Origin of the sequence: Kineococcus sp. R86509, assembly GCF_042466365.1 — a bacterium.
In the GTDB taxonomy this organism is placed as follows: domain Bacteria; phylum Actinomycetota; class Actinomycetes; order Actinomycetales; family Kineococcaceae; genus Kineococcus.
The window spans coordinates 238787-253290 of sequence record NZ_JAXHCE010000001.1 but is presented as its reverse complement, the minus strand read 5'-3'; the positions used below and the strand labels follow the sequence as shown (position 1 = coordinate 253290).

At 73.0% G+C, this 14504-nt stretch carries 11 protein-coding genes; 9 read left to right on the top strand and 2 right to left on the bottom strand.

Annotated features, from left to right (window positions below; translation table 11 throughout):
- Window positions 1–5 precede the first annotated feature (5 nt).
- From SJY07_RS01220 to SJY07_RS01200, 5 genes are read left to right on the top strand one after another with little or no spacing between them, the layout of a single operon-like run.
- Entirely contained in the window at window positions 6–1058 is a 1053-nt protein-coding gene (locus SJY07_RS01220; RefSeq protein WP_380156458.1) for a glycosyltransferase family 2 protein, read from the top strand.
- The gene (locus SJY07_RS01215; RefSeq protein WP_380156456.1) at window positions 1055–2281 is read left to right on the top strand and encodes a hypothetical protein; all 1227 of its coding nucleotides are present in this window, start codon (window positions 1055–1057) and stop codon (window positions 2279–2281) included. The genes SJY07_RS01220 and SJY07_RS01215 overlap by 4 nt, the downstream gene beginning before the upstream one ends.
- Window positions 2274–3452, top strand: a complete 1179-nt coding sequence (locus SJY07_RS01210) for a CDP-alcohol phosphatidyltransferase family protein (protein WP_328296062.1) — start codon at window positions 2274–2276, stop codon at window positions 3450–3452. The genes SJY07_RS01215 and SJY07_RS01210 overlap by 8 nt, the downstream gene beginning before the upstream one ends.
- Window positions 3449–3889 carry an adenylyltransferase/cytidyltransferase family protein gene (locus SJY07_RS01205; RefSeq protein ID WP_328296063.1) on the top strand — a complete coding sequence of 147 codons (441 nt, stop codon included), beginning with the start codon at window positions 3449–3451 and terminating at the stop codon, window positions 3887–3889. The genes SJY07_RS01210 and SJY07_RS01205 overlap by 4 nt, the downstream gene beginning before the upstream one ends.
- A 26-nt stretch (window positions 3890–3915) precedes the next feature.
- Window positions 3916–6918: a LamG-like jellyroll fold domain-containing protein gene (locus SJY07_RS01200; RefSeq protein WP_380156453.1), complete on the top strand. Its 3003-nt coding sequence runs from the start codon at window positions 3916–3918 to the stop codon at window positions 6916–6918.
- Here the strand turns inward: SJY07_RS01200 and SJY07_RS01195 are convergent.
- Together SJY07_RS01195 and gmd are read right to left on the bottom strand one after the other, a co-directional pair.
- On the bottom strand, window positions 6911–8350 hold the full coding sequence (locus SJY07_RS01195; RefSeq protein WP_380156451.1) for an oligosaccharide repeat unit polymerase: 1440 nt from the start codon (window positions 8348–8350) through the stop codon (window positions 6911–6913). The genes SJY07_RS01200 and SJY07_RS01195 overlap by 8 nt on opposite strands.
- A gap of 15 nt (window positions 8351–8365) precedes the next feature.
- On the bottom strand, window positions 8366–9358 hold the full coding sequence (gmd, locus tag SJY07_RS01190) for a GDP-mannose 4,6-dehydratase (RefSeq protein ID WP_380156449.1): 993 nt from the start codon (window positions 9356–9358) through the stop codon (window positions 8366–8368).
- Window positions 9359–9462: 104 nt separating this feature from the next.
- Here gmd and SJY07_RS01185 point away from each other — a divergent pair, with 104 nt between their 5' ends.
- From SJY07_RS01185 to SJY07_RS01170, 4 genes are all read left to right on the top strand, one after another.
- Window positions 9463–10434: a GDP-L-fucose synthase family protein gene (locus tag SJY07_RS01185; protein ID WP_380156447.1), complete on the top strand. Its 972-nt coding sequence runs from the start codon at window positions 9463–9465 to the stop codon at window positions 10432–10434.
- A complete protein-coding gene (locus SJY07_RS01180) occupies window positions 10431–10964 on the top strand; it encodes a putative colanic acid biosynthesis acetyltransferase (RefSeq protein ID WP_328296068.1) in 534 nt (177 codons plus the stop codon). The genes SJY07_RS01185 and SJY07_RS01180 overlap by 4 nt, the downstream gene beginning before the upstream one ends.
- Window positions 10965–10968: 4 nt before the next feature.
- Window positions 10969–12084: a glycosyltransferase gene (locus SJY07_RS01175; RefSeq protein WP_380156445.1), complete on the top strand. Its 1116-nt coding sequence runs from the start codon at window positions 10969–10971 to the stop codon at window positions 12082–12084.
- A gap of 207 nt (window positions 12085–12291) precedes the next feature.
- Entirely contained in the window at window positions 12292–14469 is a 2178-nt protein-coding gene (locus tag SJY07_RS01170; RefSeq protein WP_380156443.1) for an endo-1,3-alpha-glucanase family glycosylhydrolase, read from the top strand.
- Window positions 14470–14504: the final 35 nt, after the last annotated feature.

The window sequence follows — 14504 nt, the reverse complement described above, 5'->3', positions numbered from 1 at the left end:
TCCCGATGACCCCTCCCCGCGTCGGCATCGTCCTCGCGGTCCACAACGGCGAGCACCACCTCGCCGCCGCCCGCACCCAGGTCGAGGCCCTCACCGACCCCGACCTGCAGCTCCTCCTCGTCGACGACGCCTCCACCGACTCCACCTCCGAGATCCTGCGCACCTGGGCCCGCGACGATCCCCGCGCCACCCTGCTGCGCAACAGCACCCGCACCGGGGTCGCCGGCGCCCGCAACCGCGCCCTCGACCACGTCACCGCCGACTACGTCTGGTTCACCGACTGCGACGACGAGTGGTCGCCCGACATCACCGCACGGCTGAGCGAGCGCGCCCGGCGCACCGACGCCGACGTCGTCGTCTGCGACGCCTGGACCCGCCGGGCCGACCGCGCCACCCGGACGCCGCTGGGAGAACCGCTGCAGGAGAACGCGACCGAGCCCGTCGACGCGTTCCGCCGGCTGCTGCGCGGGGAGCTGCAGGGCCACCTGTGGAACAAGCTCTTCCGCCGCGAGCTCTTCGAGGCCCGCGGTCACCGCCCCGCCGTCCGCTTCCCCGCCACCCGCGCCCACTCCGACCTCGCCGGCGTCGCCACCCTGCTCGCCCGCTCGCAGCGCACCGAACTGCTCGACGAACGCCTCTACACCTACGTCCTGCGCGAGGGGTCCATCCTCAACAGCCGCGAGACCCGCACCCGCGACCTGCTCGACGTCCGCGACCACGTCCGCGCGCAGGTCGAGGGCCTGCGCAGCGAGCACCCCGGCCACCGCGACGAGCTGCGCGACGACCTCCTCCTCTTCGAGTACCGCTTCGTCTACCTCGCCCTGCTCAACGACGCCATCCGTCGCGACCGCCGCGAGCACGCGGGCCGTGGCCCCTGCGCCAGCCGCGACGCCCGCAGCGCCATCACCCTCGGCGGCCTCCTCCGGCTCAGCCGGCACGGCCGCCTCGGGGTCGCCGCCCCCGCCGCGGCGGTCAAGTTCGCCTACCCGCTCTACGCCGCCGCCTACACCGCCTACCGCCGCCGCAAGTGGGGCACCGTTGGGTTCGGTGCCTCGTGAAGCGTTCGCTGAACGCCCTCCTCGACCAGGCCGCCTCCAGCGCCTCCAACGTCCTCGCCCTCGTCCTGCTCGCCCGGGCCCTCGACGCCGACACCTTCGGGCGCTTCTCCCTCGGCTACGCCGTCCTGGTCCTCGTCCTCTCCCTCACGCGCGCGGCCCTGGGCACGCGGATCACCCTCACACCCGACCACGACCAGGCGCACCGGGTCACCGCCGGGGTCCTCGGCGCGCTCACCCTGCTCGCCGTGCTCACGGCCGCGGTCGTGACCGGAGCCGGACTGCTGCTCACCAGCGGACACGACCCCGCGCTGCAACTCCTCGTCGGCCTCGCGACCCCGGTGGTCTGCGCCCAGGACGTCCTGCGCTTCGGCGCCGTCGCCGCCGGGCGACCCGGCGTCGCCCTCATCTCCGACCTCAGCTGGCTGGCCCTGGTCGGCGTCGCCCTGCTCCTGCGCACCGACAGCCGCACGACGCTGCTCGTCTGGGCCGGTGGCGCCGCGCTCGCCCTCGTCGTGGCCCTGCTCGGCCTGCGCACCCGCCCCGACGTCCGCGCCGGCCGGGACCTGCTGGTGCGCCTCGCGCGACGCGAGGACCCCCTCGCCGCGTCGCTGGCCGCCAACAGCGTCATCGCCTCCCTCGGGCTGCTCGCCGTGCTCACCGTCGCGGCCCACCTCATCGACCCCGCCGCGGCCGGCAGCCTGCGGGCCGCCGCCACCGCGATGGGTCCCGTCAACGTCGCCTTCGCCTACGTCTCCCTCAGCCTCGCCCCGACCCTCGTGCGCCGCGCCCGCGACGGCGACCGCCGCTTCTGCGCGCGCGCCGCCCTCGTCCTCGGCGTCGGCACCGCGCTCTGGGGGACGTGCCTCCTGCTGCTGCCGGACAGCTGGGGACGCACCGCGTTCGGCGAGACCTGGACCGGGGCCGCGACCGTCCTGCCCCTCACCGTCACCGAGTACGTCCTCACCGCGCTCGGGACCGCCGCCGTCCTGGGTCTGAAGGTCCGCGAACACGCCGGTGACCTGCTGCGCCAGCGCGTCGTCGCCACCGTGCTGTCCGTCGTCGCCGGCAGCGCGCTCGCCGCGACGACCGGCGACGTCCGGGCCGTGGCCGCCGCCGTGGCCCTCGCCGCCGGGGTCCAGACCGGCCTCGGCTGGCACAGCCTGCTCACCCGGCCGGCGCCCGAGCCGGCGCCCGCCCGAACCCTGCGGAACGCCGATGCCTGACGACGAGACGACCCGCCTGTCCACCCCCGGTTCCGTCCGCCCCGGTCATCCCGGTCATCCCGGTCACCGTCTCGCCGACGGGCGCGTGGGGTTCGCCGCCGGCGCCTTCGACCTCTTCGACGCCACCCAGCTGCACCTGCTGGAGGACGCCCGGACCCGCTGCGACCTGCTCTGCGTCGGCGTCGCCACCGACGAGCTCGCCGAGCTCCTGCACGGCCGGCGGCCCGTCGTCCCGTTCACCGAACGCCTCCTCATCGTCTCCGAACTGCGCTGCGTCGACGTGGCCCTCGCCCTGGACCACCCCGACACCCTGGAGGTCTGGGAGTCCGTCCGCTTCGACGAGCTGTTCGTCGACGACCGCTCCCCGGCCGACGACCGCACCCAGGACCGACTGCACGAGATCGGGGTAGACGTGACCCACCTGCACGCCGAGGGGACCCCCGCGCCCGAGGCCGGGGACGCGTCGGTGCGCAGCCACCACGAACGACTGCGCACCGCCCAGAAGCCGTCCCGCGGCGTGTCCCTCTACTCCTCCCGCGTCAACCGCCCCGCCGGTCGCTGGCTCGCGGCCCTGGCCGCGACCCTGCGGCTGACCCCGGACCAGATCACCTGGGCCAGCGCGTTCGTGTCCCTGCTCGGCGCGGCCCTCATCGCCCTGCCGACGCCGGGGCCGCTGACGGGGGCCCTCGCGGGGCTCGCGCTGGTCTTCGCCTTCGCCCTCGACTCCGCCGACGGGCAGCTCGCACGGTTGACCGGCGGCGGTTCGCCCGCGGGGGAGTGGCTCGACCACGTCGTCGACTGCGGGGTGAAGGTCTGCCTGCACTCGGCGGTGCTCATCGCCTGGTACCGGAACGGGGTGAGCGGTGGGTGGCTCCTCGTCCCGCTGCTCTTCGTCCTCGTCTCGCTGGTGATGTTCCAGGGCGGGACCCTGGCGGCCAAGCTGCACGAGGCCCGGGGCGGCGGCCGGTCCGAGGCGACCGGAGCCAGCCGGCTGTCCCCGGTGCTGCTGCTGCCGGTCGACCACGGCGTGATCAGCGTCGCGTTCCTGCTGTGGGGCTTCCCGCAGGTGTTCGGGTTCGTCTACCTGGCCCTGGCCCTGGCCCACACCGCGATGCTCGTCGCCCTCTCGCGGCACTGGTACGCCCAGCTCGCCTCCGACGGTGCGCGGTGACCGGCCGCTCGCGCGGGACCCTCGGCCACCGCGCCGTCACCGGCTACGTCCCCGGGGTGTTCGACATGTTCCACATCGGCCACCTCAACATCCTGCGCCGCGCGCGGATCCACTGCGACCACCTCATCGCCGGGGTCGTCTCCGACGACGTCGCGTTCGCCCAGAAGGGCCGTCGGCCCGTCATCGGCGAACGGGAACGGCTGGAGATCGTGGCCGCCATGCGGGTCGTCGACGCGGTGCACCTCGAGACCACCACCGACAAGCTCGCGACGTGGACCGACGTCGGGTTCGACGTCGTCTTCAAGGGCGACGACTGGAAGGGAAGCCCCAAGTGGATGCACCTCGAGAAGGAGTTCGCTGCCCGCGGCGTCAGAGTCGTCTACCTCCCGTACACGCCGGTGACCTCCAGCAGCGAACGGCGCGAACTCACCCGCTGAGGAGGGTCCTGCCGGCGCTCGCGGTCGTGGCGGCCGTCCTGGTCGCGACGGTGACCCCGGCCTCCGCGATCCAGGCGCCCGTGGCCTTCGGCGCCGCGGCCCTGCCCAGCTGGCAGGCCAACGGGGTGGCCTGGGCCGTCGCCAACGCGGGGGGTCAGGTGTTCGTCGGCGGGACGTTCACCTCGATCCGCCCACCCGGGTCCCCGGCCGGGACGGGGGAGCAACCCCGCACGAACCTCGCCGTGTTCGACGCCGCCACCGGTGAGCCCACGGCCTGCGCCCCCACGTTCACCCTGAAGAACGGCATCGCCACCGTCCGCGCGCTGGCCGTCTCCCCGGACGGCGCGACCCTCTACGTGGGCGGCAGCTTCGACACCGTCTCCGGCACGCCCCGCCAGCAGCTCGCCGCCATCGACATCCCCAGCTGCACCCTGATCACGGCGTTCGCCCCGCTGCCCGACGGTCCCGTCCGCAGCATCGTCACCGACGCCCGGACCGTCTGGTTCGGGGGCTCGTTCACGAAGGTGGGCGCCGCCGTGCGCTCGAAGGCGGCCGCCGTCACCGCTGTCACCGCCGCCGTCGGAACCACCGCCCCCGGAACGCTCACGGCCTGGGACCCTGCGCTGGACAACGACGTGCTGGCCCTCGCCCTGCGTCCCTCCGGTGGCCAGGTGGTGCTCGGGGGGCTCTTCGACAACGTGACCGGGGCGGCCTCGCACGGGCTCGTCGTGGTGGACGCCACGACGGGGGCGGCGGTCCGCCGCTTCACGCCCGCCTACGTCCCCGCCTCCTCACGGGTCAAGGCGATCGCGGTGGACGCCACCGGGTTCTACGTCGCCAACGAGGGGTACGGAACGGGGTCCTTCGACGGCCGCTTCGCCGTCGACTGGGACACCTGGACGCAACGCTGGCGCGACGGCTGCCTCGGCGCGACCCAGGCCGTCGCGGTCTACCAGGGTGTCCTCTACAGCGCCTCGCACGCGCACGACTGCCGCCCGATCAGCGCCTACCCGGACGAGCAGCGCTACCACTTCCTCGCGGAGACCACCCAGACCGGGGACAAACCCAGTCTGCTGTCGTGGTTCCCCAACACCGACGACGGCATCGGCGAGCACATCGGGCCGCGCGCCATCACCATCGCCCAGACCGCCTCCCGCGGAGCGGTCCTGTGGGGGGTCGGGGAGTTCACCAACGTCAACGGGGTGGCCCAGCAGAGCATCACGCGGTTCGGCAGCGGTCCCGAACAGGCCGCGCCCTCGGCGACCCCGTTCCTGCTGACGTCCCCCGCGCCGGGGCAGGTGCGCGTCGCCTGGCGACGATCCCTCGACCTCGACGACTCCACCCTCACCTACCGCGTCTACCGCGAGGGGACCACCGCCCCGATCGCCACCACCAGTGCCACCTCGTGGTTCTGGAACCGGCCGCAGTCCACCGTGCTCGACTCCGGGTTGACGGTGGGTTCCACCCCGAGGTACCGGGTGGAGGTCAGCGACGGCAACACCACGAGGACGACCGACTGGCGCGGGATCACCGTGCGCGGCACCACGTCGGCCTACGCGGAGCAGGTCCGCGCCGACGGTGCGGTGTTCCTCTGGCGCTACGACGAAGCGGGTGACGTCCTCGTCTCCGACAGCATCGCCAACCAGAGCGGTGCCCTCAACGGTGGCGCCACGTTCCGCGTTCCCGGGGCCGTCGGCGACGACCCGAGCACGGCGCGCACGCTGAACGGTGGGGGCAGCACCATCTTCTCCGAGGTCCGCTACGCGGCCCCGAAGTCCTTCACCGAGGAGACGTGGTTCAAGACGACGACCACGGCCGGCGGGAAGATCATGGGGTTCGGCGACCGCCGCACGCTGAACTCCAGCAGCAACGACAAGCACGTGTACATGACGAACTCCGGGCGGCTCGTCTTCGGCGTCCTCGCCGGCGGCAAGGTCGTCACCCTCTCCACCACCGGGTCCTACAACGACGGTCAGTGGCACCACGTGGCCGCGACCCAGGGCTCGTCCGGGATGGTCCTCTACGTCGACGGGGCCAAGGTCTCCTCGAACTCGACGACGACCAACCAGAACGTCTCCGGGTACTGGCGGGTGGGGGGCGACACGATCTCGACGGCCTGGCCCGACAAGCCGACGAACACGAGCTTCGTGGGGTCCCTCGACGAGACGGCCTACTACGCCAAGGCGCTGTCCGCGGCGCAGGTCGCCCGTCACGTGGAGATCGCCCGGGGTGCGGCCCCGACCGACACCACCCCGCCCACGGTGCCGGGCACGCCCACGGCGACCGTCGAGGGGGACCAGGTGCGACTGACCTGGACGCCGAGCACGGACGCCGTCGGCGTGACGAGCTACGTCGTGCACCGTTCCGGAACGTCGGGCTTCACCCCCTCCGCCGCTACGGCGGTCGCGAACCCCACGACCACGACGGCGACCGACGACCCGGCGACGGGGACCTGGTACTACCGCGTCACGGCGAAGGACGCCGCGGGGAACACCTCGCCCGCCTCCCCGGAGGTCGCGGTGACCCTGCAGCAGGGCGCTCCGACGGTCAACCTCGTCCCGACCGCCGACGCCTTCGCCAACGAGGGTTCGCCGGGGACCGACTACGGGACCAGCACCCAGATGACGTCGCGGGGGGACCAGGGGGCGATCGCCTACCTCCGCTTCGACGTCCCGGCGGCTCCGGCGGGGACCACGCTGACCGGGGCCACCCTGCGCCTGCGGACCTCCAGCGACAAGCTGGCCGGTTCGACCGACACCGCGTCGGTGCGGCTGGCGACGGGGAACTGGGGGGAGAGCACGCTGACCTGGAGGAACAAGCCGGTGTCGGGTTCCGTCGTGCTCGGCACCGTTCCGGGCGGCACGACCCCCGAGCAGTCGTTCGCGGTGGTGCTGACCCCCGGGGCGCTGACCCCCGGGACCACGGTGACGTTGGCGATCCGGGGTTCGGGCACCGACAACCTGACGCTGTGGACCCGGGAGCAGAGCCGGGTCGACGCCCGGCCGGTCCTCGACCTGCAGTTCAGCTGACCGGTCGGTCGAGCAGCAGCACGTGACGACCCGCCGGGCCGGTCGGCCCGGCCCGGCGGGTCGACTCGACGAAGAGTCCGCAGGCCAGGATGACGAGGAACCCGGCCATGGCCTGCAACAGCGAACCCCGCAGCAGGATGACGAAGTAGAACGGCATCACGACCGCCAGCACGGGCCGGCGCCCGGTGCGGAAGCCGAGGTCGGCGCCGGCGTCGGCGCGGGCCACGACGTAACCGACGAGCAGCATCCCCACGACCAGCAGCAGGAACCCGCCGTTGACGAGGAACTCCGCCCACAACGGCGCCGAGAGGTTGCTGAAGCGGTACTCGCGGGCGTTGGCGAGCAGGATCCCGGTGTCGGTCGGTTTGTCCGGCCAGAAGGCCCGCGGGACCCAGAACAGCACGGTGCCGAGGAGTTGCCGTCCGTCGGTCGACCCGAGGTCGCGGACGTACCAGACGGCGTTGGTGATCTGCTCGAACGCGTCGAAGTCGCCCGAGGTCATGACGTCCAGGGTCGGCGGCAGCGCGCCGCGGGTGTTCACCTCGGCGACGACCCGCCGGGCGGCGTCGGCCACCGGGTAGAGCAGCAGCAGCGCGGCGACGAAACCCAGACCGAAGGCGCGGGCCCGGGCTCTGGTCGCCATGGCCCCCAGCGCCACGACGACCGAGAGCCCGGCCGTCCCCGCGACGTAGCGCGGGCTCGAGATCGGGTTCATGGAGACGACGATCGCGGCCCCCACCACCAGCAGCAGGCCGCGGCGGGCCGGGATCCGCACGAGCGCCACGAACGCGACGACGAGCGGGAACGTCGCCAACGAGCGGACGACGGCGTTGACAGCCGGGTCCGGCCAGGCCGCCAGGGCGGCCGCGCTGCGGGTGTCCCGGGCCGCGAACATCGCCGGCAACCCGGTCTTCCACGTGTAGTAGCCGAACAGCAGCAGCGCGAGCACCGCGAGCACGACGGCCCGCCGTCGCGGGACCTCACCGAGGCGCGCAGCCACCCGCCGTCGCCGGCCGACGGCGATCCCGAGCGCGACGGCCGCGGTACCCACGACGACGGCGAGCAGCGCCTGAGCGTGCAGTTCGACGTGCGGACGCGGGGTCGTCCCGGGGTGCTGTCCCGACCGCAGTTGGACCACCGGGGCCAGGGCGAGGAAGACGTACACGAAGATCCAGAACACGACCTCGAACAGGCGTCGCGGGGCGGTCACCACGACCCAGCCGAGCCGCGCCCCCACGAGGACGGTGAACGCGATCGCCCAGCGCCACAACGTGTCCGCCGGTGCCGGGTCGGGGGTGAAGCGCACCACGAGCAGCGGGACGACGACGCCCAGGACGACCGCGGCGCCCAAGGCCAGCGCCGCGCTCGAGGAGTCGTGCTCCGGTTCCGCGGTCCCCACCAGTTCCCGGGTGCGCTGCGTGCTGCCGGGCATCGGCGGGGTTCCTCCTCAGCGGGCGACGGGCGACACCAGGGCGCGCCGTTCGGCCTCGGTCATCAACTGCGCGAGTTCCGTGGCCTGCACGGTAGCGCTCCAGCCGAGTTCGCGACGGGCCTTGGACGGGTCACCGATGAGCGCGTCGACCTCGGCGGGCCGTTCGTAGCGCTCGTCGTGCGCGACGTGGTCGCGCCAGTCCAGGCCCACCGACTCGAAGCAGTTCTGCGCGAACTCCCGGACCGAGGTGCCGACCCCGGTGGCGAGGACGTAGTCGCTCGGTCGGTCCTGCTGCAGCATCCGCCACATGCCCTCGACGTACTCCTTGGCGTAACCCCAGTCGCGGACGGCGTCGAGGTTGCCGAGGTAGAGGGTGTCCTGCTTGCCGGCGGCGATCCGGGCGGCCGCGGAGGCGATCTTCCGGGTGACGAACGTCTCACCGCGCCGGGGGGACTCGTGGTTGAAGAGGATGCCGTTCACCGCGAACATCCCGTACGCCTCGCGGTAGTTGCGCGTCATCCAGTACCCGTAGACCTTCGCCGCGCCGTAGGGGCTGCGCGGGTGGAACGGGGTGACCTCGGACTGCGGAGGTGGCGTGGCGCCGAACATCTCCGAGCTGGAGGCCTGGTAGAACCGGCACTGCAGGCCGATCATGCGGATGGCCTCGAGGATGCGCGTGGTGCCGAGCCCGGTGGTGTCGCCGGTGAACTCCGGTTCCTCGAAACTCACGCGCACGTGCGACTGCGCGGCGAGGTGGTACACCTCGTCGGGACGGATGTCGTCGAGCAGGGTCACCATCCGGGAGCCGTCGGTCAGTTCCCCGAAGTGCAGGAAGAACCGCGCGTGCGGGTCGTGCGGGTCCTGGTACAGGTGGTCGATCCTGGCGGTGTTGAACGACGACGACCGCCGCACCAGCCCGTGGACCGCGTAACCCTTCTCCAGCAACAGTTCGGCCAGGTAGGAGCCGTCCTGACCCGTGATGCCCGTGATGAGCGCAATCTTGCGCATCCGTCGCCCCCCGTGGACTGCCTGGTCACTCGTAGTGAGCATACAATCATCCAGGAGGGACATCTGTCTGCCGAACGGGTCACCGGACCTGTACCTTTCGAGCCATGGACGCCCCCACTGGTCACGGACGGTGGCCCCTCGACCCGGAGTCGACGGTCTACGTCGCCGGTCACCGCGGACTGGTCGGGTCGGCCGTGCTGCGCAGGCTGGAGGCCGAGGGGTTCCGCAACCTCGTCGTGCGGACCTCCGGCGAACTCGACCTGCGCGAACGCCCCGCCGTCGACCGGTTCTTCGACGAGGTGCGGCCCGACGTCGTGGTGCTCGCCGCCGCCAAGGTCGGCGGCATCGGCGCGAACTCGACGTTCCCGGCCCAGTTCCTCTCCGACAACCTCCGGATCCAGGTGAACGTCCTCGACGCGGCCGTCGCGGTCGGGACGCCGCGGTTGCTGCTGATGGGTTCCTCCTGCATCTACCCGAAGTTCGCCGAGCAGCCCATCCGCGAGGACTCGTTGCTCACCGGGCCGCTGGAACCCACCAACGACGCCTACGCGATCGCCAAGATCGCCGGTGTCCTGCAGGTGCAGGCGGTCCGTCGCCAGTACGGGTTGCCGTGGATCTCCGCGATGCCCACCAACCTCTACGGCCCCCACGACAACTTCGACCCCGAGGCCTCCCACGTCCTGCCCGCGATGCTGCGCCGGTTCCACGAGGCCGCACGCGACGACGTCCCCGTGGTCACGTGCTGGGGGAGCGGCACCCCGCGCCGGGAGTTCCTGCACGTCGACGACCTGGCGCAGGCGTGCCTCTTCCTGTTGCGCCACTACGACGACCCCGACCCGGTCAACGTCGGGACCGGGTCCGACGTCACGGTCGCCGAACTCGCCGGGATGGTCGCCGGGGTCGCCGGGTACCGCGGCCGGATCGAGTGGGACGCGTCGAAGCCCGACGGCACCCCGCGCAAGCTGCTCGACGTGTCGAAGCTGCGCGCCCTCGGCTGGAGCGCGTCCACCCCCCTGGCCGACGGCGTCGCGGCGACCTACGACTGGTACCGGCGTGCCCTGGAGCCGGTGGCGTGATCCGGCGGCTGTCCGGTTTCACCGGCGCCGGCTACGACAAGGGCCGGGGCCCGCTGTGGCAGATCGCCTGGCAGCTCGTCTCGGGTCTCGTCGTGGTGCGGTGGTGGTGCCCCGCCGCCCTGCGGGTCGCGCTGCTGCGGGCGTTCGGGGCCCGCATCGGTGCGGGGGTCCTCATCCGGCACGGGGTGCGCGTGCACTGGCCCTGGAAGCTGACCGTCGGGGCCGACAGCTGGATCGGTCAGGGCGCCTGGGTGCTCAACCTGGAACCCGTCGTCCTCGGGCACGACGTCTGCATCTCCCAGGACGTGCTGCTCTGCACGGGCAGCCACGACCACCGTTCGCCCACCTTCGAGTTCGACAACGCGCCCATCGAGGTCGGCGACGGCGCCTGGATCGCCGCCCGGGCCACCGTCCTGCGGGGGGTCGTCGTGGGCAGCGGGGCCGTCGTGGGGGCCTGCGCCCTCGTCGTGCGCGACGTGCCGGCCGGCGCCACCGTCCTCGCCCCGCAGGCGATCGAACCGGGGCGCTGAGCCGGTGCGCGTCCTGCACGTGCTGACGCTGGTCTCACCGGACGGGGCGTTCGGGGGACCGGTCGCGGTCGCGACCCACCAGACGTCCGCCCTGCGGGCCCGGGGCCACGACGTCCGCGTCCTCGCCGGCGCCCGCGGCTACCCCGGCGCCCCGCCCACCGAGCTCGGCGGCACCCCGCTGCGGGCCCACCGCCTCCACGGCGTGCTGCCCGGGGCCGGGTTCAGCGGTCTGACCTCGCCCGCGCTGGTCGCCGACGCCCGGCGGGCGCTGCGCTGGGCCGACGTCGTGCACGTCCACCTCGCCCGTGACCTCGTCACCCTGCCGGTGGCCCGGCTCGCCCTGGCCGTCGGCACCCCGCTGGTGCTGCAGCCCCACGGCATGGTCGTCCCGAGCGCGCACCCGCTGGCCGGCCCGCTCGACGCCCTGGCCACCCGCACCGTCCTGCGCCGCGCCGCCGCCGTCCTGCACCTGACCCCCGCCGAGGAGGCGGGGCTGCGCGCCCTCGTCCCCGCGGGTCCGGGGTGGCAGCGCCTCACCAACGGCATCCCGGACGTCGACCCGGTGCCGCCCCTGCCGGCCCGGCCCGGTGTCCTCTTCCTCGGCCGGCTCGTGGCCCGCAAACGTCCGGCGCTCTTCGCCTCGACGGCGGCCGCGTTGCTGGGGGAGGGGATCGACGCCGACTTCGCTCTCGTGGGACCCGACGAGGGGGAGGGGCCGGCCGTCCGCCGCGTCGTGGCGGCCGCCGCCGACCCCCGGCTGCGGTGGGAGGGGGCGCTGGCGCCGTCCGCCGTCGCCGACCGGCTGGCCGCCGCCTCGCTCGTGGTGCTGCCCTCGGTGGCCGAACCGTTCCCCGTCGCCGTGCTCGAGGCGATGGCCGCGGGCCGTGGCGTCGTGGTCGTGGACGACTGCGGGCTCGCCCCCGCGATCGCGGCCGCCGGGGCCGGCGCCGTCGTCGGTCCCGACCCCGCCGACCTGCTCGACGCGGTGCGCGACCTGCTGACCCGACCCGGGGCACTGGCCGCCGCGGGCAGCGCCGCGTGGCGCACATCACACTCGCAGTTCTCGATGGCGGCGGTCACCACCCGCCTCGAGACGATCTACGCGACCGCCGTTTCCTGACGCAGAGCGAGATCCTTCACCCGTTCGGCCCAGCAGAGGCCGGGGGCACCCGGAACCGGAAACGCCGGACGTGGGAGATCGTCACGCGCAGTCGCACCGCGCCGACCAGCTAAAGGGGCCCGTGGGGGGACCCGAAGTTCTGAGTAGTTCACCGCACATCGAAACCGGTCAGAGATTCGTTACACCCCCACCTCGGAGGAACCCCCGATGCGTCTGTCCCCCCAGCTCCGCACCGGCACCACCCGCACCAAGCGCGTCCTCACCGCGCTGCTGGGTGCGACCGCCGTCACCACCGCGACGCTCGTCCCGCTCGTCACCGCCACCACGGCGACCGCGGCGACCGGCGACCGCACCAGCGCCAGCGCGTTCACCACGAACGACGTCCTCCCGTTCGACATGCCGTCGGCCTCCGCGGCCGCCGCTCACGGGAAGCTCGTCTTCGCCCACTACATGCCGTCGCTGCCGCTCTCGCTGGACAACGCCGACCCGGCCAACGACTACTACGCCCGGAACTACCTGACGCCGACCGGTGAGAGCGGCAAGCACGCCGCCTACGGCGGGTTCCTGCGCGACCGTCCCCTCCCGGTCGCCAAGCAGTCCGGTTCCGACTGGAAGCTCAAGAACTTCGAACTCGAGGTGCGCCAGGCGAAGTCGGCCGGCATCGACGGTTTCAGCGTGGACCTGCTGTCGATCAACAAGACCAGCCCGCTGTACGCGAACCAGCAGCTGCTGCTCCAGGCCGCCGCCAACGTCGGCGGTTTCACCATCCTGCTGATGCCGGACATGACCGCCGGTGGATCCTCCGCCACCCCGGACACCCTGGCCGCCGCGATGGCCGACCTGGCCGGTAGTCCCGCCGCGCACCGCCTCGCCGACGGTCGCCTGGTCGTCGCCCCGTTCCACGCCGACAGCCGGAACGCCGCCTGGTGGAGCGACTTCATGTCCACCATGAAGACCAAGTACCAGAAGCCGGTCGCGTTCTTCCCGCTGTCGCTGGACGAGCGCAGCAGCCTGAGCTCCTTCAAGTCGATCGCGTACGGCGTCTCGAACTGGGGCTCGCGCAACCCCGCCTGGAACTCCACCGACGCCGCCGCCGCCCCGACCACCCGCGCGAAGGCCGTCGAGAACCTGGGCCTGAAGTGGATGCAGCCCGTCTCGGTGCAGGACGAGCGTCCGAACCAGGGCATCTACGACGAAGCGGCGAACACCCAGAACCTCCGCAACACCTGGGCGATCGCCCGCAACACCGGTGCCGACTGGGTGCAGATCCCGACCTGGAACGACTACACCGAGGGCAGCCAGATCGCCCCGTCGGTGGACCAGGGCTGGTCGTTCCTGGACATGAACGCCTACTACGTGTCCTGGTTCAAGACGGGTTCCGCCCCGGCCGTGAAGCGCGACACCGTCTACGTCACCCACCGCACCCAGTCCGTGTCGGCCAAGCAGACCACCGCGCAGAGCAAGACGATGCGGCTGCGCGGTGGGACCGGCGCCCAGGACACCGTCGAGGCGACGACCTTCCTCACCGCCCCCGGCACCGTGACCGTCACCGTCGGCGGCACCAAGCACTCCTGCCAGGTCGACGCGGGGGTGGACACCTGCGTGGTCCCGCTCACCACCGGCACCGTCTCGGCCGTCGTGACCCGCGGCGCCAGCACCGTCGCCGCCGTCACCTCGCCGAAGGCCGTCACCAGCTCGCCCTCGGTGCAGGACCTGCACTACGTCGCGGCCTCCAGCCGGCGCGAGGGTTCGACCGTCGCCGTCGGCAGCCCGGCCCCGTCCACGACCCCGACCGTTCCCGCGTCGCCCCGTCCCACGACCCCGGCCCCCACGGTTCCGGCCCCGACGACCCCGGCCCCCGTCACGACCGCCCCCGCCGCACCCGCGTCGAAGCCCACCACCACGACCCTCGCTCCGATCGCCGACACCTACGCCAACGAGGGTGCCCCCGGCACCGAGTACGGCAGCGACCCGCTGCTGGTCTCGCGCCCCGGTGCCCGCGCCTACCTGCGCTTCGACCTGCCGACCGCCCCGGCCGGCAAGAAGCTCACCGGAGCCACCCTGCGCGTCCACACCGCCTCCGACCCGCTGTCGGCCTCGGCCAACGCCCACCAGGTCCGCCTCGCCTCCAACAGCTGGAAGGAGCAGAGCATGAACTGGAACAACAAGGTTCCCGCCTCCGGTGTCCTGCTCGGCCAGGTCGCGGCCGGCGCGAAGGTGAACTCCGCCTACGACGTCGCGTTGGACGTCGCACCGCTGACCCCCGTCCTCGGCAAGACCCAGAGCCTGGCCGTCGACGCCCTGGGCGTCGACAGCCTGTGGCTGTGGTCGAGGGAGAACAAGGACGCGAACCTGCGCCCCCAGCTGGTCCTCACCTGGAGCTGACGCCCGGCGGCTCCTGACGCACGATCCCGACGGTC

Bases quoted from the DNA above. Each gene is read 5' to 3' on its own strand.
- SJY07_RS01170 (WP_380156443.1), top strand. From the start codon at position 12,292: ATGCGTCTGTCCCCCCAGCTCCGCACCGGCACCACCCGCACCAAGCGC.
- SJY07_RS01210 (WP_328296062.1), top strand. From the start codon at position 2,274: ATGCCTGACGACGAGACGACCCGCCTGTCCACCCCCGGTTCCGTCCGC.
- SJY07_RS01195 (WP_380156451.1), bottom strand. From the start codon at position 8,350: ATGCCCGGCAGCACGCAGCGCACCCGGGAACTGGTGGGGACCGCGGAA.
- SJY07_RS01185 (WP_380156447.1), top strand. From the start codon at position 9,463: ATGGACGCCCCCACTGGTCACGGACGGTGGCCCCTCGACCCGGAGTCG.
- gmd (WP_380156449.1), bottom strand. From the start codon at position 9,358: ATGCGCAAGATTGCGCTCATCACGGGCATCACGGGTCAGGACGGCTCC.
- SJY07_RS01220 (WP_380156458.1), top strand. From the start codon at position 6: ATGACCCCTCCCCGCGTCGGCATCGTCCTCGCGGTCCACAACGGCGAG.